Source organism: Pedobacter sp. CFBP9032, from assembly GCF_034045265.1.
Lineage (GTDB): Bacteria > Bacteroidota > Bacteroidia > Sphingobacteriales > Sphingobacteriaceae > Pedobacter.
Window position 1 is genome coordinate 746847 of the sequence record NZ_JAXCWE010000001.1, and the last position, 23874, is coordinate 770720.

The following is a 23874-nucleotide window of genomic DNA, read 5'->3' on the forward strand; positions in this document are numbered from 1 at the left end:
TACACAGAATTTCACCCTTCTCTTTCCGTGTCTTCTGTGTTTCCGTGGCAAACTTTTACTTCTTCCCCGGAACCTGCTTAATCAACCAGTTCACTAAATCATTCGTTGCTTTAAAATTCTCAAATTCTGCAGGCAATTTTCTTCCATCGATATACTCATTGTAAAACCAAGGATCGCCAACTGCGAACACCGTTCCTTTACCATATTTTGCTGTCGCGATGACCACATCACCACCATCACTAAGTGCAGAAACTGCAGGCGCTTTAGCAACTATAGTGGAAATCTCCTTGATATAAACCTTTTTAGCGGTTTTGAAGATCGGGTTTCCTGCGGGAATCTTAATTGCACCTTGCTCAAAATTTGCACCTTGAACCCGATTACGGCTATCTTCATTAAATTTAATTCCGAAAGATTCTGGCAGAACATTAAATTTAGTAAGCTCACAATTGCCTTTATCATTAAGTAACAACACCAAAACACCGCCAGCCTTAACCCATTCACTCACTTGTTTTGCATGTTCAGCAGTCATAAAATTAGGATTTGCGGTTTCCTTTTCTGTATCAGGGTCTACTATGATATAAATATTGCTTCCTTTAAGGTTTGACGTAGTTGGTGCAGCCTTTAAGGTCGAGGTCTTTACACCTGCGTCGTTAAACACTTTTCCAAACAAGGAGAAGCCATTATTGTCATCTTCTTCCCATAGGTAATGGAATGGAATTTTATCACCCGTTGGGCCGGTCATGTATTCGTTGTTAAAGAAATTATCAACGGTTACGGTTAAGCCTTTTCCTGTTTTAGGCAAAGCAGCGATTTCCATTTCAGCTGAGGCACAGATAAAAGCCCCAACGCCTTTCGGATCATTTGTGATCACCTTTTCGCTGATATAATAATCGAAACTACCATCACGATATTTAGGTTTTCCGCCTAATCCAGAAACCGAAACCGTTCTCGTTAGGTTTACCCTTTCATCACCAGCTTTTTCAATAAATTCTTTCTTTAATCCTGCATACCCTTTATTTGCAGCTGCAGTAAAAGATTGTGGTAACCAGCCTTTGCGAACACCTTTGGCTAAACCATATACGAACATGCTGGAGGCAGAACTTTCCAGGTAATTCCCTTTTCGTGAGGCCAGATCAACAATATCAAACCAAACACCAGATTTTGCATCCTGATATTTCACTGTAGCGGTTGCGGTACGGTTTAAAATAGCGATTAGTTCTTTTCTTTTTGGATGGTTTTCGGGGAAATTGTCTAAAACATCAACCAATGCCATGATGTACCAGCCCATTGCCCGGCCCCAAACGTGGGGAGATAAGCCGGTTTTCTGATCAGCCCATTTTTCTGTTCTGCTTTCATCATAGCCATGGTATAATAAACCTGTTTTTGGATCGCGGGCATTTTTCTCCATCCAGATAAACTGATTGGCAATATCATCAAAGGCTGCATCTTTTTTCATCAGCTTTGCATATTCTGCATAAAAAGGTTCGCCCATGTACAATCCATCCAGCCACATCTGGTTTGGATAGATTTTCTTATGCCAGAAACCACCCTCTTTGGTTCGAGGCTGTTTTTGCAACTGATCATAAAGTTTATTTGCAGCCAACAGGTATTTTTGCTGCCCGGTTACCTTATACAAAAGCAGCAGCGACCGACCATTTTTAATGTTATCTATATTAAAATCTTCGGCTTTATAGGTATTGATATTTCCCTCCTTATCTAAATAGGCATCCAATGAAGATTGGATGTATTTGAAATATCTTCCATCTCCGGTATTGCGCCAAACAGCAGCAGCACCTTCCAGCACAACCCCCATATCATAGGTCCATTTTGGCCCCTTAGCATCTTTCAGCAAAGTTGTGTCCTGAAACAATTTTTCCATCGCCGTTAAGGTTAACTGCTCGGAAACTTTTTTCTGTGCAAAACCTGTAAGACTCATTGTAGATAAGCCAAGACAAGCAATTGCGGTATATAAAATTGATCTCTTCATATTATTTTGAAATCTCTAATGCTTTTTTATTTACTTCGCTGGCGATATTCGTTGCTTTTTTAGCTTTCGAACCATCAGTTCCACTTACTTTAATCCCCTTAGATTTCTCTCCGGCAATACTGAATAAAAGCGTTGCACCACTTTTATACTGAAGCTTATCAATATTGATGTTTGAGCTGTTTTGAATATCTACTACCGGATTAGAATTATCAGTAATCACGTTAACGTTCTTTAGAAAGATGCCTGTTGCCTCAATAATTTCGATTCCTTTTTTAGATTGGATGGTAACATTTTCCAGGTGAATGTCTTTGATATTCATCTCAGGTAAACCCCTAAAAAAGATTGCTTTTTCAGCACCATTAGCCACCACATCTTTAATGTAAAAATTTCTAAACTGAGGCGTTTCTTCAGTAACCGGAACCAATACACTTTTAATGGCTTCGCGTTTTTCGCCAGCCAGAACAATGGGATCTACTGCAGCATAATACATATCAAAAAGAATAGCCTCGCCCGGAATATCGATCATGTTGATATTGTTTACATAGATGTTTTCTACAATCCCACCGCGACCACGGGTGGTTTTAAAACGCAAACCAATATCCGTTCCAATGAAAGAACAATCATACACCCAGATATTTTTAGCACCACCACTCATTTCACTTCCAATAACGAAACCACCATGCGCGTGGTATACTACATTATTTCTAACAATAACGTTTTCAGTTGGTACGCCACGTTTACGACCTGCTTCATCTCTGCCAGATTTGATACAGATTCCATCATCACCAACATCAAAAGTGCTGCCTTCTATTAATACATTTTTGCAAGATTCTACATCCACACCATCACCGTTCTGTGCATACCATGGGTTTTTAACCTGAAGGTTTCTCAAGGTTAAATCTTCGCAAAGCAAAGGGTGAAGGTTCCAGGCGGGTGAGTTTTGAAAAGTAACACCTTCTAAAAGGATTTTCTTACAATTGGTTAAAACCAACAGATTCGGACGAAGAAAATCTTTAATGTCTTCGTAATCTTTTGCGGTTTTTCCCGGCTCAATTACACCTGCATTTTTAGTGTTTGATCCTTTAACTGTCTTTGCAGATGGAAACCACATTTTACCATCTTCGCGAACAATTCCACCAGAAGCCACCAGGGTTTTCCATTGAGATTCTGTTAACTTGTCTTTTTTAACCATGCGCCATGCGCCACCGTTTCCATCGATAATTCCGCTGCCGGTAATGGCAATATTTTCGAGATTGGTTCCAGAAATAGGGCTTTGGTTTCGCCAAGCTGGTCTGCCTTCCCAGTTTCCTTCTACTAATTTATATTGGTTAAAATCATCGGTAAACTGAAGAATCGCATCCCGTTTTAAATGTAAATTAACATTGCTTTTAAGTTCGATTGGACCAGTAAGCCACAAGCCAGATGGAATTAGAACTACTCCACCACCTTTCTGACTCACACTGGAAATGGTTTTATTAATGCTTTCTGTATTCAAAGCCACACCATCGCCTTTTGCGCCAAAGGTAATAATACTTGTTGTGTCGTTTTTGATTTTAACCTGCTGGATAATGGGTAAACTCGCTTTTTGCTGAGCTAAGGTTATGCCTGCAGAAGAGATAAGCATGCATGCGAGGGCTATTTTAGATCGGCATAAACTTCTAAAAATATGTTTCATTATTTGCGCTGTTAAATTATACTTGGTTATTGTAAAAACAAGTGTACGTTGTTTGGCTTTAAAAGCGAAACTAAATCTATGCAAACGTTGCCGGAAAAAAGCATCATAAAACAGGACAAAGAAACACTTAAATCACTGTTAAACAAATAAATAAGGCAGCTATTTACCTACAGGATTCCATCCACGGAAAACGTTTTCCATAATGTAACTTTTATATTCCTCTTTACTCAGTTGATGAGACCATTTTGCCCTGTTTTTTGGATCAGCGCCCTTTCCTGTACTCTGGTATTCAGCATAGTAAGCCGTTTGTTCATTACTTTCTTTCCCCCAGTTGTTCCATCCTTCCGGACGAATTAGATCTGGCAATTCACAGTTTAAGTAGGCAACCTTTGCATAAGGTCGCCAAGGGCGACCGAGATAAAAACTATTGGCAGGAGCATTGCCTGTGATTTTACATTTATTAAAAACATAGCCGAATTTGGTCGTATCAGCAGTAGAGGCGGCCGTGATATAACCTTGTTTTTTACAGAAAATGGTACAGTTTTCAAACCAGGCAGTGGCAGCGCCAAAAATAAAATCTACCGTACCTTCAATGTAACAATCTTTATAGAATTGTCGGTTGTTTCCGCCGTAGGTATATAAAGTATCCTGGAAACCTAAAAACCTGCAATTCAAGAAAGTCGATTTATCGCCACCTGCCCAAACGGCAACAGCCTGCCCCACCGGACCAGAAGAATTTTCAAATGTGAGATTTTCTGCAGAAAATCCTTCCCCATAAATATAGAAGCTGGATGAACCAGATGTACCTTTATCTTCTCCGAAAACATTCTTCTTTTGGGCAAAATCATCGAAGGTTAAAATGGTTTCATTTAAACTTTCTCCAATCAGCCTGACGTTCTTTTTGGAAGCAGCCAGAATTAACTTTTCTTTGTAGACTCCTTTTTTAATAAAGATTATAGTGATTTTATTTCTAAAATCTGGCACAGCATGAATCGCTTCCTGTACAGTTTTGAAGTTGCCGCTTCCTTTTGCATCGACCACAAAATCTGGTTTGGCATCAATTGCATTTGCAGTAAATGAGAACGCAACAAACAGCACTAAAATAATAAATTTCATATTGGGATCTGGTTAGGCATAAATTAAAATCGGCCACGTAAAGTATAAACTTAATCACGTAGCCGAGCTTTAACAAATATATGATGAACAATTTTAAACATTAATAATCATCAGGAAGAAGAAATGCTGACAATAAAGATCGCAAACGATGTCGGGAACGATTGCACAGTATCAACTTGCTCACAAATAAAAAAAGGCTTAATCTTGTTTGTATGCTAATTTTGATTGATGTGATTTAATGTCAAGCGAATAAAACTAACCAGGTATCAATTACGATAATGAAATATTTATACAATTCAATTCTTATTTTAAGTTTGAGTACAAGCGTAATGGCGCAGCAGGCACCCCCTACAAATTACGTTTCTAAAGTATGGGTGGCAGATCAGGGCAACGGCACGTTTAAAAATCCTGTGATTAATGCAGATTACTCAGATCCGGATGCCATTCGCGTGGGCGACGATTTTTATATGATCGCTTCAAGCTTTGATGCCATACCTGGTTTGCCCATTCTGCATTCTAAAGACCTGGTGAACTGGAGCATCATCGGCCATGCCCTGAAACGCCAGCCACCGTTTGAGCACTTCGAAAAAACGCAACATGGAAATGGCGTTTGGGCACCATCTATCCGCTATAGAAATGGTGAGTTTTATATTTATTACCCGGATCCTGACTTTGGCATTTATCTTACTAAAGCAAAAAACATTACGGGTGAATGGTCTGCACCGAAACTGGTCGCAGCTGGCAAAGGCCTGATTGATCCTTGTCCGTTTTGGGATGAGGATGGAAAAGCTTACCTGGCCTATGCCTATGCCGGAAGTCGCGCCGGAATTAAAAGTGTTTTAGCCATAATGCCGCTCACTGCTGATGGTACAAAAGCAATTGAAACCGGAAGAATAGTTTACGACGGGCATGAACTTGATCCAACCATTGAAGGACCGAAAGTTTATAAACGAAATGGATATTATTATCTATTCGCTCCTGCTGGCGGGGTTTCTACCGGCTGGCAACTGATTTTAAGAAGCAAAAATATCTATGGCCCTTATGAGAGAAAGGTAGCGATGGATCAGGGAAAATCTACTGTAAACGGACCACACCAGGGCGCCTGGGTAAATACACAAACAGGTGAAGACTGGTTTCTTCATTTTCAGGATAAAGATGCTTATGGCAGAGTGGTGCATTTGCAACCCATGAAATGGATAAAAGACTGGCCTGTTATTGGCAGCGATAGAGACGGAGATGGCATCGGGGAACCGGTAATGTCTTATAAAAAACCGAATGTTGGTAAAACATACCCTATTGTTACACCAGTAGAAAGCGATGAATTTGGCGCTTCAAACCTGGGTTTGCAATGGCAGTGGCAAGCTAATCCGCAGCCAACATGGTTATTTACAGATGCCGGCAAAGGTGTTTTAAAACTTTATACGGCTAAAAGCCCTGATGATGCAAAAAACCTATGGGATGTACCCAATCTGTTGCTGCAGAAATTTCCGGCGGATGAATTTTCCGTTACTACGAAAGTTAATTTTAAACCAAATCCAAAACTTGAGAATGAGAAAACAGGTATCGTGATCATGGGAAGAAGTTATGCGCAGCTTAGCATCCAAAGTAAAAAAGATGGGTTTTATCTGATGTATGGTGTTTGCCAGGCTGCCGATAAAGGGAAGGCAGAAAACGAAAAAGAAATTGCAAAGCTAAGATCAGGAAGTGTTCAGTTTAGGGTGAGCATTTCTAATGGAGCAAAATGCCAGTTTAGTTACAGTGAAGACGGACTTCATTTTAATAAAGTTGGAGAAGAATTTCAGGCAACAGCAGGACAATGGATTGGCGCAAAAGTAGGCTTATTTGCCCTTAGAGATACGCAAACCAATGATGCTGGCGTAGCGGAGTATGATTGGTTCAGAATTGAAAAGTTAAAATAAAACGCAACATATGAAAAAATATAATCAGCTTTTTGTCTTTGCAGGATTAATGGTTTTAACGATGTCCTTCATTTTCAAACATGAGCCTGTTAAAGTTTACCTTATTGGCGATTCTACCGTTGCAGATTATGCACTGGAAGGAAATTACATGGAGAAGCGGTATCCTTTAATGGGCTGGGGACAGGTGTTTCAGCAGTTTCTATCAAAAGATAGTTTAAAAAACCTGAACCGCTTAATTAGCGGAGATAGCGCTCTGGTAGTAGATAAGGCTAAAGGTGGCAGAAGTACCCGCTCATTTTTTGAGGAAGGCCGATGGAAAGAAATTTTATTAACGTTAAAGAAAGACGACCTCGTGCTAATCCAGTTCGGACATAACGATGCGGCTAAAGATAAACCAGAACGTTATGTGGATATTCCTGGTTATAAAGATTTTCTTCGCATGTATGTGAAGGAAAGCCTGGAAAAGGGTGCAAAACCTATTTTAATTACTCCGGTAACTAGAAATTATCCCTGGAAAGATGGAAAACTTGGTAGCGCACATGGCGAATACCCACAGGCTGTTATTGATGTAGCCAAAGAATTAAAAGTTCCGGTTATTGATTTAACCACATTATCTGCAGCATTTTTTACATCCAAAGGAAATGATTTCGTAACTAAAAATTACTTTATGAATTTAGATTCCGGCAAATATGTGGCTTATCCGAAAGGACAAAAAGATAATACACATTTCCAGCCGGATGGGGCAAAAGAAATTGCACGCTTAGTGTATGAAGGCTTGAAAAAGATGGATAAAAGGTAGTTTTTATCGCGCTTTAACCTAAGCAGGGTAGTCATCCCGGTTTAACCGCAAAGAAACAAAAGGCAATACGCAGAGGGCGCTAAGCTAGAATAATTGTACACCCAACTTTGCTTTCTTTGCGAACACTTTGCCTCTTTGCGGCCAAGGTAGTTACCCCAATTTAACCGCAAAGAAACAAGAGGCAATACGCAGAGGGCGCTAAGCTAGAATAATTGTACACCCAACACTGCTTCCTTTGCGAACACTTTGCCTCTTTGCGGCCAAGGTAGTCATCCCGGTTTAACCGCAAAGAAACAAAAGGCAATACGCAGAGGGCGCTAAGCTAGAATAATTGTACACCCAACTTCGCTTCCTTTGCGAACACTTTGCCTCTTTGCGGTTAACATTTGGTTTATGAAGGCCTGAAGAAGATCAATAAAAGGTAGTGTTTACAGCAGTTTGACCTAAGCCAAGTTAGTTACCCCAGTTCAACCGCAAAGAAACAAAAGGCAATACGCAGAGGGCGCTAAGCTAAAATAATTGTACACCCAACTTCGCTTTCTTTGCGAACACTTTGCCTCTTTGCGGTTAACCTAACCTTCTCTACATATCTGCAGATTTTAAGATATCATTTGCATAGTTTCCCCAATCTTTTAAAGCACTTTTTAAAATATCACTCAATTGCTTTTTAGTTACTGGTTTACCTTTAGATGGCGTTTTTAATTGGGCATCGGCAACCTCAACATCACTAACTTTGGTGGCAAACCAGGTAATATGTTCGCGCGGTAAGGCTACACCTAAAATCATTCCTGGCAAGCCGCTAAAAGTTTCCGGCCCACCAGATACCGGAATCGTTTCTGCATAAAAAGCAACTACATAAATTGAATCCATGATTAAGGCATTGGCTCTCCGGCAGTCATATCCTGCAATGGTTCTGAATTCGTCGGTGATTTTCCAGTTTATTTTACGAATAGAATCTTTAACCAGGTAAGTTTCTTCGTAAATTGATTTTTGATTAATGCTGGTTTCGGTTTTTAAATTGGTTAAAATAATGTTACTCTGCTTCGCAGATCCAAAACTATTCAGCCAGTTGTTGGTGGCATTATCATCAGGTATCGGATTGAAAAAGGTTTGATTATTCTTAAATATCAGCTCGCTTTTTAAAGTTTTAAACTGAGGATTATTTTTTTGATACTGCTCCAGGGCCTGCGTACTCCAAATGTTATCCGGGTATCGTTTTGCCTGATCTTTTAACAAGGCATAGGCATTTACTTTCTTTTCAAACTCAATAGTTCCCTGGTTTACAAAACGTGCATTTTGTGCCATTGCATAATTCATAGTGCAAATAAGCAACAGGATAGCATATCTTAATTTCATTATAATATTTTAAAAGGTCAATATTTAGATTATTATCGGCATGATTAAGTAAAAAAATCAGCCTACTTTTGAGGCGCTCCGCCGCCCATTTTATTGAAATCCCAAACGAGGGATAACATAAAGTAACGGTTGATATTATTATAACTCGTTTGCGTAATCATATTGGAATAGGCAGATCTTCTGAAGCCTCGGTTCTGGTTAAACAGGTCATTACCACGTACCGTGAATTTCAAATCTTCGTTTTTGAAAAAGGCCTTGGTAATGGCTGCATTAATAATGATTTGCTCAAAACTCGTATCAAATGCTGGCGATTTAGGTGTGTAGTTGTATTCGCCATCTGCTCTGATTTTTATTTTCTTCGGTAAGGTGAGCCCAAAGCCTCCATAACCAAAAGCCCCCCAACCTTTATTTGCACGCTCTTTTTGCAATGATGCTACCTGTGAATTATAGCTTGGCCCAAAACTAATGTAGAATTCGCTTTTGTCTTTGTACCTGTTGATATCAATGGTTGGATTAAAGCGAATAGACTCAATTTGATTCAACTCAAAAACATCGCTAAACTGATTTTTTACATAACTATAATTAGTGCTGCCACCTGCACCTAAGCCCAAACCAATACTGGTATCAAAAAGAAACTTTACTTTTCTGTTAATACCCCCGTAAAAATTAAAATTAACTGGCGTTTTATCATTCAAGTTAACAGACCTGGCTATCGTTTTACCTAAAACATCTGTTTCGGTACTGCTAACAATTGCTTTGCTGGCAAAACCAAAATTACCGTTTAAGTAAATGGATTGCTGACTCAAAACTTTATAAGCATTATAATTAATGCCAAAACGGCTATTAAACGACGGAGCCAAATCCGGGTTACCTAAAGGTTGATATAAAGGGTTATCATTTACCCTAACTGGCTGCAACTGCTCTACAGTTGGCTGGGTAGTATTTCCATTATAGCTTAATCTGAATGATTTCTGTGCTGAAAACTTATATAGATAGCTGGCCTGTGGAAGCCAGTTTACAAAACTCCGGCTATAACTTTGATTAGACAATTGTTCTAGCTGATCGAACTTTACGGCACTCACTTTACTACCAAAACTGATCGTTGTTTTTTGCTTTTTATAATTAAAAACGGCCCCACCCTGGTTAATATATTGAGTAGCTTTAAAATCATTACTAAATTCCCGGTCAAGAACATCATAATTTCCGGGTGTAGATTGGTTAAATGATTTCCGATCAGAACGGCTATCATTAATGCCAAAGCCGTAATTAAGTACCAACGCCATTGATTTTGTTATGGGTTCATTATAAGTAAAGTTTGTACTTAAAATAGAACTTCTTGTTACATTTTTCTTTAACTGATCAGTAAGCTCTCCTCTTAAAAATACACTCGCTTCATTAAAATAATTAACATCAGAAAACAAGAAACCATCGGTACTGATCTCGTTAAATCGCTGACTAAGATTTATGGAAAAATTTCGCCCCACCTTTTTAAGTTTTTTAGTGTAGAAGGCAGAAATATTAAAGCTTTGTTCTTTACCATCACTACTGTTTCTTTGCTCATTGCTATTTAAGAGTGAATTATCACCACGTAAGCCTGTACTGAGTAAACTGGATGTATTATCACTGTTCTTAAGCATTCCATCTACCGAAACCTTAAGGTTACTGGTAGTATCTAGCTTGATGGTGTAGGTTGCATCAACTTTCTGTCTGAATACGTTTCTATCTGAGTTTTCGTCGGTATTGGTATTAATAACCCCATCAGGTAAATTATTCTGACTAATGGTATTTTTAATTGTTTTAATGCCTAGCGATCCTAATTTATAATTGGTGTTAATGGTTTCTTTATCATTATTCCACTTATTATCATAGTGCGCTCCACCTGTTAATGCTCTTGGAATTCCTTCCCCATAATAATTACCATTTTCTAAGTCGTCACCGCTTCCATAACTAAACCACATACTTCCATCCTCACCCATTTGCATGTTATCGCCTCCGGCATTTAGTTTATTGTTGTCCTGCCAGCTTAAGCCTGTTGTACCATTATTACTGGCTGTACCGTAAACTGAAAACTTCTGTTTGGCTTTGAAACGGTTAAACAGCGCCTGGCCCTGATAAAAATCATCTGTACCGTAACCACCATCAACTTTTCCAAAATAACCACTCTTCTTGTCTTCCTTGAGTTTAATATTGATCGTTTGAGTTTTTTGTCCATCATCAACACCAGTAAATGCTGCCTGATCGCTGGATTTTTCATAAAGCTGTACTTTATCAACCATATCTGCCCGAAGGTTTTTGGTCACCAATGTAGGATCATCCCCGAAAAACTCCTCTCCATCTACCAATACCTTTGGCACCGTTTTTCCTTGCGCAGTAATTTTTCCATCTTTATCAACCTGTATTCCAGGTAGTTTCTTTAATAAATCTTCTACCTTATCATTAGGCTGAATACTATAGCTTGAAGCATTAAATTCTGTGGTATCACCTTTTATTTTGATGGCGGCCCGTTCTCCTTTAATAATCACATCTGCTAAAAGTTTAGCCATACCAGTGAGGTTAATCTTTCCAAAATCTTTTACCTGTGTCGTAGAATCTAAAGTAAATTTATCCACAAAATCGGCATACTTTGGATAAGAAACCAGCAGAATAAATTTGCCGTTTTTAATGCCGTCTATTTCAAAAGAACCATTTTCGGTAGATCTGGTAAATTTTACCAGTGTGGAATCTTTCGCATTTAATACGGAAATTGTCGCGTTGGAAAGTAAGGAGGTAGAGGCCGTGTCTATGGTTCGGCCCTTGATCTGGTGTATGTTTTGTGCCTTCAAACCAGACATTACAATAACCAGAAAGCACAAAGAGAGGAGCGTTCGTTTCATAAATAGTTGATTAGTTTCGAACCACAAGATAAAACTAATAGCTTAGTTAAAATAGCCTTTAACCTTTTTTAACAATTTGATAATACAAGTGCTTAAATGGTTAAAAGATTTATATTTAAAGAAATTTTTACACGATGAAACTTCCATCTTTACAACATCTCTATCAAGGCTTAATAGCAGTAATTAAACGCTTTCCCGTGCAGGTTGTATTCATTGTGATTGCAACAGTTTGTTGGGCTTTTTATATTAATATTGATCAATACAGCACCAACCCCACTAATTATCAGCTTTCAAGCTTATTGCTCAAAGCAGTTTTTATTAGTAACCTCGGTCTTACCCTTACACTGGCGTTAGATTTATTGGCAGAAAAAAAAGCATTTAAGCCGCAGAAAAAGTGGTTAATCAGAATTGCAGCTGTGTTGTGCTGTATTGTGCTTTTCTTTTTGCTTGATCCGAACGATAATTTTTCTGATCAGCTCCGGATTGGCTTGCTGGCATTTGCATTTCATTTATTTGTAGCCTTTTCTCCGTTTATGGATCAAGGCCATACCAATGGTTTCTGGCAATTTAATAAAGTGCTGTTCTTACGCTTTTTAACGGCGGCACTTTATTCTGCTGTTTTATATGGTGGTTTGGCAATTGCACTTGTTGCTATTGATGGCTTGTTTAATGTCGACATTAGCTGGCGAACCTACATGACGGTTTTTGCAATCATAGCTGGCGGTTTTAGTCCGATTTTCTTTCTAGCCGGTGTACCCGGAAACTTCCAACAATTAGACGAAGACGTATCTTATCCTAAAGGGTTAAAGATTTTCACGCAGTTTGTGCTGATCCCATTAATGACCATTTACCTGGCGATTTTACTTTTTTACGAAATTAAAATCATCGCTATCTGGTCGCTTCCAAAGGGCTTGGTTTCCAGTTTAATTATTGGTTACAGTGTTTTTGGTATTCTTTCGCTTCTACTCATTTATCCCATGAAAGACAAGGAAGGAAACAGTTGGATTAAGTTATTCTCCCGCTTTTTTTACACCATGCTTGTACCACTGATTGTGCTACTTTTATTGGCGGTATGGAAACGCGTTGGTCCGTATGGAATTACGGAGAGCCGTTATATTCTGGTTACCATCGCGCTTTGGCTTACCTGCATTACGGTTTACTTCCTGTTTAGTAAGAAACAGAATATTAAAGTCATTCCTATCAGCCTTGCAATCGTAACGCTTTTTGCGGTTTATGGCCCCCAAAGTGCAATTGGTCTATCTAAATATTCTCAGCTAAGCCGATTAAAGAAAATATTAAACTCAAAGAAAACAGAAGACCTGGAAGAGAAACCCATGATCATCAGGTACCTGGTATCTAGACATGGCCTAAGTGTTTTACAGGATTTTACCAAAAAGGATTTAAAGCGGGTAGCGCAAAATATTAATAATAAGCACGTTGAGTGGTACACTAAGCGTTCAGCTACAGTAGATTCTGCTTTTTCTATTTTTAAAGTAAATGATAAAAATGCGTTCTACAGCAGTTCAGAATACAAGTTCATCAATTCAAATCATGATTTTTTAAATATTAAGGGCTATGATTACCTCATGAATATTAGTAGCTATGATGATACTGAAAAGGTTTTGAATGGTGTAAAAATAAGAGTAAACCGTTTACATGATGATAAAAATATATCGATCAAAGTTGGAGATACGGCACAAATAAATGTAAATCTTTCTAAAATTTTTGATCAATCAGTAGCACTGGCCGATGCTGATAAACTAAAACCAACACAAAATAGTAAGGAGTTTCTTCTTCCTGAAAATGAGTTAACCTTTTCTAAAACAGTGAATCATTATCAATTGACATACATTATCGACAACATTAGCGGATATAAAAGCAATGGTAGCTCAAAATATGGCTGGCTTAATGTAGAAGCACATTTGTTGATTAAGAAATTATAATTAAACAAGCAAGTAAAAACATAGGCTGCTTATCTATAGTCATGTTATAGATAGGATAGAAAGAACCGTACTCCAGTTTTTGATGATCATGTTCTTTTCTTGCCATATTTTTTACCATTAATCATTATGTAAAGTTACCAACTTTCAAAAAGTTGGTAACTTTAGCCAAAACAACTCCTACAAATCAAATTTGATGCCCTGCGCCAATGGCAACGTATTCGAATAATTAATGGTATTGGTTTGCCTGCGCATGTATGCTCTCCAGGCATCAGACCCGCTTTCTCTTCCGCCGCCAGTTTCTTTCTCGCCACCAAATGCACCACCAATTTCTGCACCCGAGGTGCCAATATTTACATTCGCAATACCACAATCAGAACCTTTTACCGATAAAAATAACTCTGCCTCTCGCAGGTTTAAAGTCATTATGGCTGATGACAAGCCTTGTGGCACACCATTTTGTAAAGCAATGGCTTCATCTAATGTTTTATACTTAATCAGGTATAAAATTGGTGCAAAAGTTTCGTGCTGCACAATCTTAAAATCATTTTTTACCTCTGCAATACAAGGTTTCACATAACATCCGCTGCTGTAATGATCGCCCGTTAACACGCCACCTTCCACAACAAAATTTCCGCCTTCTGTTTTACACTTTTGAATAGAATCTAAATAGGCGGCAACCGCATCTTTGTCGATCAGCGGACCAACATGATTATTCTGATCCAATGGATCGCCAATGCGCAATTGATCATAAGCTTTCACCAGTTTTTCTTTAAAAGCATCATAAACACTTTCCTGGATAATCAGCCTTCTGGTTGAAGTGCACCGCTGACCAGCCGTACCAACCGCACCGAAAACTGCACCGATTAAACTCATATCTAAATCTGCGTGTTCAGAAATAATAATGGCATTATTTCCACCCAACTCAAGTAATGTTTTACCCAGGCGGGCGCCCACTGCTGCCGCAACTTCTTTACCCATTCTGGTAGAGCCTGTTGCAGAAATTAATGGCACACGACTATCGTTAGTCATCACCGCTCCTATTTCCCTATCACCTAAAATCAGATTGCAAACACCTTCTGCAACATCATTTTCTTTTAGAACCTTCGCAATAATATGCTGACAAGCCACTGCGGTTAAAGGCGTTTTTTCTGATGGTTTCCAGATGCAAACATTCCCACAAACCAAAGCTAAAGCCGCATTCCAGCTCCAAACCGCAACCGGAAAATTAAATGCAGAAATAATTCCGACAATTCCCAATGGGTGCCATTGCTCATACATGCGGTGATTGGGACGCTCGCTGTGCATGGTTAAACCATATAATTGACGAGACAAACCAACCGCAAAATCGCAGATATCAATCATCTCCTGCACTTCACCAAAACCTTCTTGCAGGCTTTTACCCATTTCGTAAGAAACCAAAGTGCCTAACGAATCTTTATTTGCCCGCAATGCATCGCCAAACTGACGTACAATATCACCACGCTTTGGCGCCGGAACAGTACGCCATTCTGCAAATGCAGCCTGGGCAGTTTCTACAACATGATGATAATTTTCAGCTGTAGCCACCTTCGTTGAAGCAATTAATTTTCCATCGACCGGAGAAAAACTTTCGAGCAACTCAGTGTTTGCATCCCCGCCCCATTTACTTCCTGTGCTAAAAGCAGCATTACTTGCTTTTACACCCAATTGATCCAAAATGGATTGAATATCTGTCTTCATATAGCTAAACGATTTACGCAAAAAAACAAAAAATTAAGAGAAAGCAGGTACATTTGAACGTTTACTTTATCACATTATCTCTGAACCTGTTTTAAACATAACTGACTTATATAATTATAAAAAATGAATAGAAAATTCCTTACCTGTAGCGCCTTATTGCTTTCCATTCTTGTGGTTGGCCATGTCTCGGCTCAGGAAAAATCTGCTGAAAAACCCGAAAACCTGGCTATCTATCGGGTTACACCAACCAAGGTAAATGACTTGGTTCATACCAAACTGGATGTATCTTTCGACTATGCAAAGCGCTACTTAAACGGCAAAGAATGGGTAACCCTTAAGCCTCATTTCTATCCTACAGATTCATTAACGCTGGATGCGCAGGGAATGGATATCAAAACGGTTGCTTTAGTGGGGACAAAAGGAAATACACCTTTGAAATACGTTTACAATGACAACAAGTTATTCATCACCCTAAATAAAAAATACACAAACGCAGAGAAGTATACTATTTACATTGCGTACACGGCGAAGCCGGATGAATTAAAAGTAAAAGGTAGTGCCGCCATTACAGATGCTAAGGGTTTGTATTTTATTAATCCGGATGGAACAGACAAAGATAAGCCTACCCAGATCTGGACACAGGGCGAAACTGAATCGTCATCTGCATGGTTTCCAACCATAGATAAACCTGATCAGAAAACTACACAAGAAATTTCGATGACCGTTAAATCGAAATATACAACCCTCTCTAACGGCAAACTGGTGAGCCAGAAACCAAATGCCGATGGTACCAGAACAGATACCTGGAAAATGGAGTTACCACACTCGCCATATTTATTTATGATGGCTATTGGCGATTTCAAAATCACAAAAGATACGTACAAAGGCAAAGAAGTAAATTATTACCTGGAGCCAAAGTTTGCGCCTTATGCCAAACAAATTTTCGGCAAAACGCCCGAAATGATGAAATTTTATAGCGAGACCCTGGGCTTGGATTACCCATGGAATAAATATGCACAGGTAGTAGCCAGAGATTATGTTTCGGGCGCGATGGAAAATACTACGTCCACTTTACATGGTGAGCAAATTCAAAAAACTGATCGCGAATTGTTAGATGGAAATGAAGAAGGAACCATTGCCCATGAACTTTTCCACCAATGGTTTGGCGATTATGTTACTGCAGAATCATGGTCTAACCTAACGATGAACGAATCCTTTGCCACCTTTGGAGAAGTAATCTGGCACGGGCACGATGCCGGAAAAGATGCTGAAGATAAATCCCGTTACGAAAAATTACAATCCTACATCAGTTCTACGAAAAATGGCGAAAGCCCTGTTCTGGCTCGTTTTCATTATGCAGATAAAGAAGACATGTTTGATAATGTAAGTTATGCCAAAGGATCGGTTATTTTATATGCATTGAAAAACCAAATGGGCGATGCTGCTTTTTACAAATCGCTAAATAAATATTTAACCACCAATGCATTCAAAAATGGGGAAACGCATCAATTGAGATTGGCAATGGAAGAGGTTACCGGTAAAGATTGGAGTCCTTATTTTAACCAATGGTATTATAATGGCGGCCACCCTATTTTAGCCGTAGATTATGACTATAGTGGTGAAAAAGCAACCATTAAAGTGAAACAAACACAGGATTCTGCTGTGCAAACATTTACCTTACCTGTTAAAGTTGATATTTATGCAGGTGGAAAGAAAATCAGCAAAGAAATATTAATTAATAGCCGTGAGCAAACTTTTTCTTTTGAGGTGAGCACCAAACCCGACCTAATCGATTTCGATGTGGATAAGATCATTGTTGGGGAATTGAACGATAATAAAGTTGCAGAGAATTATTATTTTCAATATAAAAATGCACCCACCTATGCCAACAGAATTGAAGCGATACAGTTTATTATGCAAAGCAAGGCGAAAAGCGGTCAACAGATTTTGCTGGCAGGCTTGAAAGATCCTTCCGGAGATTTGCGTGCTTTAAGTATTGATGGATTAAACCTGGAAGATGCACAAATCAGAACTGCCGCGTTACCTGTTTTATTGCAACTGGCAAAAACAGACAAAGATACAGAAGTGAAAGCTGCAGCCATTTCCAAACTGGCAGAAACCGGCGATCAAGGCTATAAAGAGTTAATGGTAGCCAGTACAAAAGACAGGTCTTACCGTGTTATTGCAGCAGGCATTAGCGGGCTGGCAAAACTGGCGCCGCAGGAAAGTTTAACTGCTTTGGCTACTTTGGATCAGGATACTAAGACTCATATTGCACCTTCAATCGCTACGCTTTATATCAGCGACCCAAAAGATGAGCATGAAGATTTTTATGCCAACATCGCTACAAAAGGAAACCGAAATGAAGTTTTCGCTGTGATTGGTCAATATTTTCAATACTTAAGGGCCAACACCAACCCAACGGTAACCGAAAAAGGTCTTCAAAATATTAACCGTGCAATCGAAAGATTGAAACTGCAAGCTTACTTAAACAAGCAACTTTCTACCGCTTACGAAGCAACTGCACAAGGCAAATCAACGCAGGCAAAATCATCAAACGGAGAAGCAAAAGCCAACCTGAACAAGCAAGCTGAATTATTTAAAAAAGCAGCAGCAGATTTAGGAAAAGAATAATTGGCATAATATCTATCCAAACAAAGAGGCCCGACTATTTATAGCGGGCCTCTTCTTGTATTAAGCTAATTTTAATAGATTATCTTGGCGAAACGTAAGTTAACGTATCTGTGGCCGATCTTGCTGCCGGACTTGCTCCCCATTTAAAAGAAAGATAAAAAGTTTTGGTAGCTGGGTCATAACGGTTATCATAAGCAGGATCATTTGCTAAAGTTGCATTTGCAGTGCTTTTCATGGTTACCTTATTCGTGGCAGGATTCACACTAATGGTTAATCCATCAATACCACCAGCTCCACTTCCAGTTTTCCAAACCTGAGAAAAGTTCAATGCCGCAGCTCCATTACTAGATAGATCTTGCGTTAAACCTTTGAAGAAGCCAGCTAGACCATCAGTATCACCTTCTCTAAAAACATATCCTTTCAAACTATATTTTCCATCGTACTTATTTCTGACTGCAACCTTAATGACCACCGAACCAAACTTCTTGCTGATCACTTCTCCTGATGCATCCGTTATTGTTACCGGCAGACCATAAGTAATTGCCGGATCCAATAATGTACTGATGAATTTAACAGGCACCTGAACCCTTCGTTGATTGGCCGGAATGATAATCGATACCGGCATAGTAAAAGCACTGGGTGGTACGATTGTTAAAGCAGGATCTGAAGCATGGGCAGCATTGTAAGCTGCAAGCGCTGCCTGATCTACAGAAAGCGTGACCTTGATATCTGTAGATTTCGTGCTTGATGCTGCGTAATTGATATAGTAAATGTAATCACTTGGTGTATCTTGTTGAATCAGTGAAGTAGTAAGTGAATTTATACCGCCATCACCAACTGGTGAACCCACAGGAATTTCTACAACAGGCGTTGTGGCAGAAAAATCAGGCTGTTCATTTTTGTTTTTTAAACAAGAAGATAAACTTATTACGCAGAGTGCAGCAACAAGCCCGTTAAATATATTTGTATTTTTCATCGTTTTACTTGATTTATTTGACATCCCAGAATATTCTGGAAGTAAACTGGTTAATTGTACCCTCTGCAACTACGTTAGTTGCATTGGTGTTATACTCCCTTTGTGGATATAACATCCTTACCGGAATCTTCCTGGTAGTTACTGTAGAAGCGATAGAAATTGGCATATCTGCAGGTAATTCCAAACGTCGGTAATCAGTCCAGGCTTCGATGGCATTTGTACCATTCATGGCTGCCCATTTCTGTTTAATAATTAACGCTATTTTATCTGAGTTTTGAGTCCAGTTCGCCACATCCTGATCAGTTAGATAAGTTGTTGCATCTGCCTCTGATAACCCCAGGTATACAAAATTCGCTTTTACAGCGGCCTCATAATTACTTTGCGTACTACTGGTTAAATAGCCCCTTTGTGCAGCTTCGGCCTGTAAGAACAAACTTTCAAAATCTGTGATAATGGGCTGGGGCTGATCGTATGATTTCAACACTCCTTTTCCAATACTGGATACGGTTACAATTGTTTGATCAAAGTTTACCTCCTGACCCCAAACTAAACTCACGTAGGTACTTCCTGCGCCATCATTAACGGTATTGTAAAGTTTACCTAATCTCGGATCGTCATTATCCTCTAAGAAATTCAAACCATAAGAGCTGGCTAACATATAACCATGTGATGCAGTTCTTGTACCATCTACGCCGTAACCATAAACGGCCCAGAATGGATTTTGCTTACCTGCAGTATTTAAATAACCAGGGTTATTAAATACGCCTTCTCCTGTTCCGATATAACCAAATCCATTCGCTGTAATCTTGGCAATTTCATCTTTGATGTATTGCGCTCTTCCAGGAATTTCAGACTGTCTTAGCAGAATCCTCAACTTCAATGTATTGGCAAATTTACCCCATTTCTGTACGCTTCCTTTTGTGTAAATATCGGCAGTTGCATCAGCAGGACTAACCGTTGCTGCTTTGAATAAGTTAGTAGCAGTATCAAGTTGCTTTGCTAAATCCTCATAAATATCTTGCGCTTTATCATATTTCGGATTCAAGAAAGCAACAGACTTTGATGCCTGAGTATAAGGCACATTACCATAGAAATCTACCAAATACTGATAATCCCATGCTTTCATGGTTTTGGCTACCGCTACGAAAAAGGTCTGCCCAGTTGCTTTACTTTGCGTTTCTAAATAATTGTAATCATTTAAATTATCATAGAGATTGGCCCAAAGTAAAGTAGATCCGCTCCAGTTAGTGGTAAAGTTATAAGAGCGCTCCTCGTACCAGCCCGAAACGCCTCCGGGTGTCATCCAATAGTTCATCCATAATGCAGCAAAACTGTAAAAAACTGAATTACCTGTTGTGTAAGCGGCTGTATTATTTAGTGCTCCAGTTAACACTAGCGCTGGTTTAACCACTGTAGCATTATTTGGATTATCATTAATATCTAAAAACCCCTTTTTACAAGCACCCAACAATAATATTGCTGATACCGTAAATACATATATTAATTTCTTTTTCATCTCTTGTTCTTTAATTATTAAAAGCCAATTGTTGCCGTAAAACCGTAAATACGTGTTGGCGGCGTTTGGTTTAAGTTGTTTACACCTTGCGCATTTCCTGTTCCAATGTTAATCTCCGGATCGGTATAGATGTTGTCGCTTGGTCTGAACATAAACAGGTTCCTTCCAATCAAAGCAATGCTGGCATTTTTGATAAATTTAGCTTTGCTCTGTAGCCATTGCGTTGGTACCTGGTACGCAAGTGAAAGCTCTCTTATTTTCCAAAAGGCCGCGCTCATTACATAATTCGAAGCAGTGTTTGTACGGATTCCATCCGACCAAAATGAGCCATTTCCCTGTATTGTTGTGGTATTTGTATTTGGCACATACACACCTGGAGAAGTTTCGATCACTGAGTTTGGATAAATAAAACGCTCACGTCCTGCCTGAGCAGATGTGTAACTAATCCCCGCGAAATCAAGCGTGCTGGCAAAACTGTTGTAGAAAACGTTGCCGCTGCGGTATTCCGCAACGCCCGATAAAGTAAAATTCTTAAACGTGAAGCTGGTATTAATACCAAGAACACTGCTAGGATTAGTTTGTCCGAAATCTTTATTTATTGGATTAGACAATGGCAAACCGGTATTGGCATCAACAATCACACGCCCATCAGGAGCAGTTTGATAACTACTTACCTGCAATGACGGAAAACTCTGACCAACTACGATATAGTTATTATCGCCAATACCCAATTGGTTTTGACCTTGATACAGTGATAATACTTTATTGGTATTATAAGAATAATTTACCCCAACATTCCACCTGAATCCATTTGATAAACCGATAACCGGAGCCGCATTTAAGCTAAACTCAATTCCTTTATTTTCCCCTTCACCCGTATTGATAATTGCACTGGTGTAACCCGTTGTACCAGATAAATCTATCCCGTTGATAATTTCCTGATCTTTGGTGTTTTGCAGATATGCAGAAGTTTCTAAAGTAATGCGGTTATTTAGAAAACCGATGTCAAACCCAATCTCTTTAGATATTGTTTGCTCTGGCTTTAAATTCGGATCGTAAACTATATTATCGATGGAGTAACCTGCGGTGCTGCCATATGGAAAGTTCCCTGCCGGATTGATGGTAGAAACCAATCGGTATGGATCAATTTGAACGGCATATACCTTTGAAATACCACCACGTATTTTTAGGTTACTAATTACTTTACTTTCTTTTAATGCAGGAATAGCATCGGTAAGGGTTAACGCAGCATCAATTGCCGGATAGAAGAACGAACGGTTACTTTGCGATAATCTGGAATCCCAGTCATTTCTTCCGGATACGTGAAGGGTTAAGTAATCATTATAAGTAGCGGTGATATCTCCAAACACACCTAGCTGACGAGAGTTGCGCTCTGTTTCAGAACCTACAATTTCGCCCGTACGGTTATTGATGTTAAACAAGTTATCCACTACCAAATTAGAACCCGATTGGATCATATATTTATAGTTCTTCTGGATGACCTGCGCACCGCCAATAACAGTAAATTTAAATTGATTAATCGTTTTAGTTGCTGTAGCAAGAAAATCGCCAGTGTATCTGCTTTCAAATTCATTATAGTCTCCTACTGATGACCGAATGTATTGTGTAGCCGCCGCCGCCTTGCCAGAATCATGTGCAAAATCGGAGTAGGTATAAGCATAATTCTTATTTTTACCCTGCGTGTTTTTACTACTGAATCCGCCCCTGGCCAATAAACTCAACCAATCAACTGGTTTGTAAGTGAAGGATAGATTTCCCAACAAATCATCTCTTCTCTCATTGTTGCGGTACTGCTGTAAACCGAAGTAAGGACTGCTGTAATAATCATTATAGTAATCGTTAGGATTGCCATATTTAGAATTTAGATCACTATACTCCGTCAACGGAACGTTACCGGGTGTATTAATTACATTGTTATAAACCTGGTTTGTACTCTTATCATAGTTTCGCTGCGTGTAATTAAATGAATAATCTGCGAAAAACTTGTCTAACTTTCGGGTTCCATTAATTCGAATAGCTGTTCTGTTTGATTTATCGCCTGGCACATAGCCTTTACTGTTTACCCTTTGCAGGTTAATGTAAGTTGTTCCGCTTTCATTTCCTCCGGAATAGGTCAAATCATTTTGCTCATCAATTCCTGTTTCGAAGAAATTTTCTTTCTCTCCGTCTTTGTAGGTGTAAGGAACCATTTGGTAGGTGCCATCTTCCAGTATTCTTCCTAATGGTCTGATGCTGCCATCAAAACGCTCTCCAAAAGTTTGATTCTCGAAAGGAGTATATAATCCAAATCCAAAATCATCTTGTGTGGTACCGCCACCAAATTCCGTTTGCTCTTTGGGAAAATAGCTTAAACGATTTAGTAACGTGGAATTAGTAAAACTTATGCTCCCTCCTTCAGCAGATCCCCTCTTGGTACTTACAATGATTACACCATTCGAAGCATCTGATCCATAAAGCGCTGCAGCATTTGCACCTTTCAAAATATTTACATTCTCAATATCGTTCGGGTTAATCGAATTCAGCTGACCCAAGGGCACGATGATACCATCTAAAACCAAAAGCGCCTGGTTATTTCCGGTGAAAGACCGGTTACCACGCAATACAACCCTAACCTGATCACCGGCATCAATCTGGTTGTTGGCCTGATTAATCTGTAAGCCGGCAACCTTACCTGATAGACCTGTTGCAAGATTGGTTGGTCTGCTAGAAGTTAATGCTTTACCAGTTACCTGTTGTGTAGCATAACCAATTTCTTTTGGCTTACGTTTGATACCCAAAGCGGTAGAAATCGTAACCTCGTTTAAACTTTTTGAATCTGCTTCTAAAGCTACATTGAGATTTGATTGCGAACCAACGGTAATTTCCTTTGCTACAAACCCTATAAATGAGAATTGTAACACTTCATTTGGCCCAACATTGATTACAAATTTTCCATCAGACCCGGTGGAAACGGCTTTTTTTGTGTCCTTCACACGGACACTTACACCTGGAAGAGGCAGTCCATCAATAGATGCAACCACTTTCCCGGTAACATTTTTACTTTGAGCATCTGCCTGAATAATGCCGCAAAATAAAAACATGAATAAACACAGTACGAGTTTTTTCATAGTTCTTAAAGTTTGTTTTTAGTTAATAATTCCCGAATTACAGTTTTTTATCCCATTAAATCAAAAAAAAATAGACTTATCTTAAAAATATTATAAATTGCCATTATAATACTACTAAAATGTTTTAGCAAATTAGATTTTTTAACTTATCAGTTACCAAAAAACTACTTATTTTAGCTTTTTTTGAGTTTGTTTTGATTTTTAATTAAGATAAATATGCCAAAAGAAAGAAA

General features: G+C 39.0%; 13 protein-coding genes. 4 read left to right on the forward strand and 9 right to left on the reverse strand.

The genetic code is table 11. The annotated features are described in order from the left end of the window. Positions 1–55 precede the first annotated feature (55 nt). From SOM16_RS03150 to SOM16_RS03160, 3 genes are all read right to left on the reverse strand, one after another. The gene (locus SOM16_RS03150) at positions 56–1987 is read right to left on the reverse strand and encodes a glycoside hydrolase family 88 protein (protein ID WP_320462533.1); all 1932 of its coding nucleotides are present in this window, start codon (positions 1985–1987) and stop codon (positions 56–58) included. Position 1988: 1 nt separating this feature from the next. Then, a complete protein-coding gene (locus tag SOM16_RS03155; protein ID WP_320462534.1) occupies positions 1989–3662 on the reverse strand; it encodes a glycoside hydrolase family 28 protein in 1674 nt (557 codons plus the stop codon). Positions 3663–3821: 159 nt separating this feature from the next. After that, complete coding sequence (locus SOM16_RS03160; RefSeq protein ID WP_320462535.1) at positions 3822–4778, reverse strand: pectinesterase family protein; 957 nt, start codon at positions 4776–4778, stop codon at positions 3822–3824. A 278-nt stretch (positions 4779–5056) separates the two neighbouring features. Between SOM16_RS03160 and SOM16_RS03165 the strand changes: the two genes are divergently transcribed. Both SOM16_RS03165 and SOM16_RS03170 read left to right on the forward strand, forming a co-directional pair. Beyond that, positions 5057–6697: a glycoside hydrolase 43 family protein gene (locus SOM16_RS03165; RefSeq protein WP_320462536.1), complete on the forward strand. Its 1641-nt coding sequence runs from the start codon at positions 5057–5059 to the stop codon at positions 6695–6697. 10 nt (positions 6698–6707) lie between these two features. Then, positions 6708–7496: a rhamnogalacturonan acetylesterase gene (locus SOM16_RS03170; RefSeq protein ID WP_320462537.1), complete on the forward strand. Its 789-nt coding sequence runs from the start codon at positions 6708–6710 to the stop codon at positions 7494–7496. A 582-nt stretch (positions 7497–8078) separates the two neighbouring features. Here the strand turns inward: SOM16_RS03170 and SOM16_RS03175 are convergent. Together SOM16_RS03175 and SOM16_RS03180 are read right to left on the reverse strand one after the other, a co-directional pair. Next, entirely contained in the window at positions 8079–8852 is a 774-nt protein-coding gene (locus SOM16_RS03175; protein WP_320462538.1) for a GLPGLI family protein, read from the reverse strand. Between the two features lie 62 nt (positions 8853–8914). After that, the gene (locus SOM16_RS03180) at positions 8915–11725 is read right to left on the reverse strand and encodes a TonB-dependent receptor (protein WP_320462539.1); all 2811 of its coding nucleotides are present in this window, start codon (positions 11723–11725) and stop codon (positions 8915–8917) included. A gap of 134 nt (positions 11726–11859) precedes the next feature. On the opposite strand from SOM16_RS03180, the gene SOM16_RS03185 reads away from it, so the two are divergent. Next, the gene (locus SOM16_RS03185) at positions 11860–13668 is read left to right on the forward strand and encodes a DUF4153 domain-containing protein (protein WP_320462540.1); all 1809 of its coding nucleotides are present in this window, start codon (positions 11860–11862) and stop codon (positions 13666–13668) included. Between the two features lie 177 nt (positions 13669–13845). Here the strand turns inward: SOM16_RS03185 and SOM16_RS03190 are convergent, their stop codons facing one another. After that, positions 13846–15387 (reverse strand): aldehyde dehydrogenase family protein, encoded by a 1542-nt coding sequence (locus SOM16_RS03190; RefSeq protein WP_320462541.1) that lies wholly within the window; start codon positions 15385–15387, stop codon positions 13846–13848. A 123-nt stretch (positions 15388–15510) separates the two neighbouring features. On the opposite strand from SOM16_RS03190, the gene SOM16_RS03195 reads away from it, so the two are divergent. Beyond that, positions 15511–18021: a M1 family metallopeptidase gene (locus SOM16_RS03195; RefSeq protein ID WP_320462542.1), complete on the forward strand. Its 2511-nt coding sequence runs from the start codon at positions 15511–15513 to the stop codon at positions 18019–18021. Between the two features lie 79 nt (positions 18022–18100). Here SOM16_RS03195 and SOM16_RS03200 read toward each other — a convergent pair whose 3' ends face one another. From SOM16_RS03200 to SOM16_RS03210, 3 genes are read right to left on the reverse strand one after another with little or no spacing between them, the layout of a single operon-like run. Further along, a complete protein-coding gene (locus tag SOM16_RS03200) occupies positions 18101–18997 on the reverse strand; it encodes a DUF1735 domain-containing protein (protein ID WP_320462543.1) in 897 nt (298 codons plus the stop codon). 13 nt (positions 18998–19010) lie between these two features. Then, the gene (locus tag SOM16_RS03205) at positions 19011–20513 is read right to left on the reverse strand and encodes a SusD/RagB family nutrient-binding outer membrane lipoprotein (RefSeq protein WP_320462544.1); all 1503 of its coding nucleotides are present in this window, start codon (positions 20511–20513) and stop codon (positions 19011–19013) included. 17 nt (positions 20514–20530) lie between these two features. Further along, positions 20531–23641: a SusC/RagA family TonB-linked outer membrane protein gene (locus tag SOM16_RS03210; protein WP_320462545.1), complete on the reverse strand. Its 3111-nt coding sequence runs from the start codon at positions 23639–23641 to the stop codon at positions 20531–20533. Between the last annotated feature and the right edge of the window lie 233 nt (positions 23642–23874).

Coding starts and splice junctions, on each gene's coding strand:
- SOM16_RS03150 (WP_320462533.1), bottom strand. CDS start 1,987: ATGAAGAGATCAATTTTATATACCGCAATTGCTTGTCTTGGCTTATCT.
- SOM16_RS03155 (WP_320462534.1), bottom strand. CDS start 3,662: ATGAAACATATTTTTAGAAGTTTATGCCGATCTAAAATAGCCCTCGCA.
- SOM16_RS03160 (WP_320462535.1), bottom strand. CDS start 4,778: ATGAAATTTATTATTTTAGTGCTGTTTGTTGCGTTCTCATTTACTGCA.
- SOM16_RS03165 (WP_320462536.1), top strand. CDS start 5,057: ATGAAATATTTATACAATTCAATTCTTATTTTAAGTTTGAGTACAAGC.
- SOM16_RS03170 (WP_320462537.1), top strand. CDS start 6,708: ATGAAAAAATATAATCAGCTTTTTGTCTTTGCAGGATTAATGGTTTTA.
- SOM16_RS03175 (WP_320462538.1), bottom strand. CDS start 8,852: ATGAAATTAAGATATGCTATCCTGTTGCTTATTTGCACTATGAATTAT.
- SOM16_RS03180 (WP_320462539.1), bottom strand. CDS start 11,725: ATGAAACGAACGCTCCTCTCTTTGTGCTTTCTGGTTATTGTAATGTCT.
- SOM16_RS03185 (WP_320462540.1), top strand. CDS start 11,860: ATGAAACTTCCATCTTTACAACATCTCTATCAAGGCTTAATAGCAGTA.
- SOM16_RS03190 (WP_320462541.1), bottom strand. CDS start 15,387: ATGAAGACAGATATTCAATCCATTTTGGATCAATTGGGTGTAAAAGCA.
- SOM16_RS03195 (WP_320462542.1), top strand. CDS start 15,511: ATGAATAGAAAATTCCTTACCTGTAGCGCCTTATTGCTTTCCATTCTT.
- SOM16_RS03200 (WP_320462543.1), bottom strand. CDS start 18,997: ATGAAAAATACAAATATATTTAACGGGCTTGTTGCTGCACTCTGCGTA.
- SOM16_RS03205 (WP_320462544.1), bottom strand. CDS start 20,513: ATGAAAAAGAAATTAATATATGTATTTACGGTATCAGCAATATTATTG.
- SOM16_RS03210 (WP_320462545.1), bottom strand. CDS start 23,641: ATGAAAAAACTCGTACTGTGTTTATTCATGTTTTTATTTTGCGGCATT.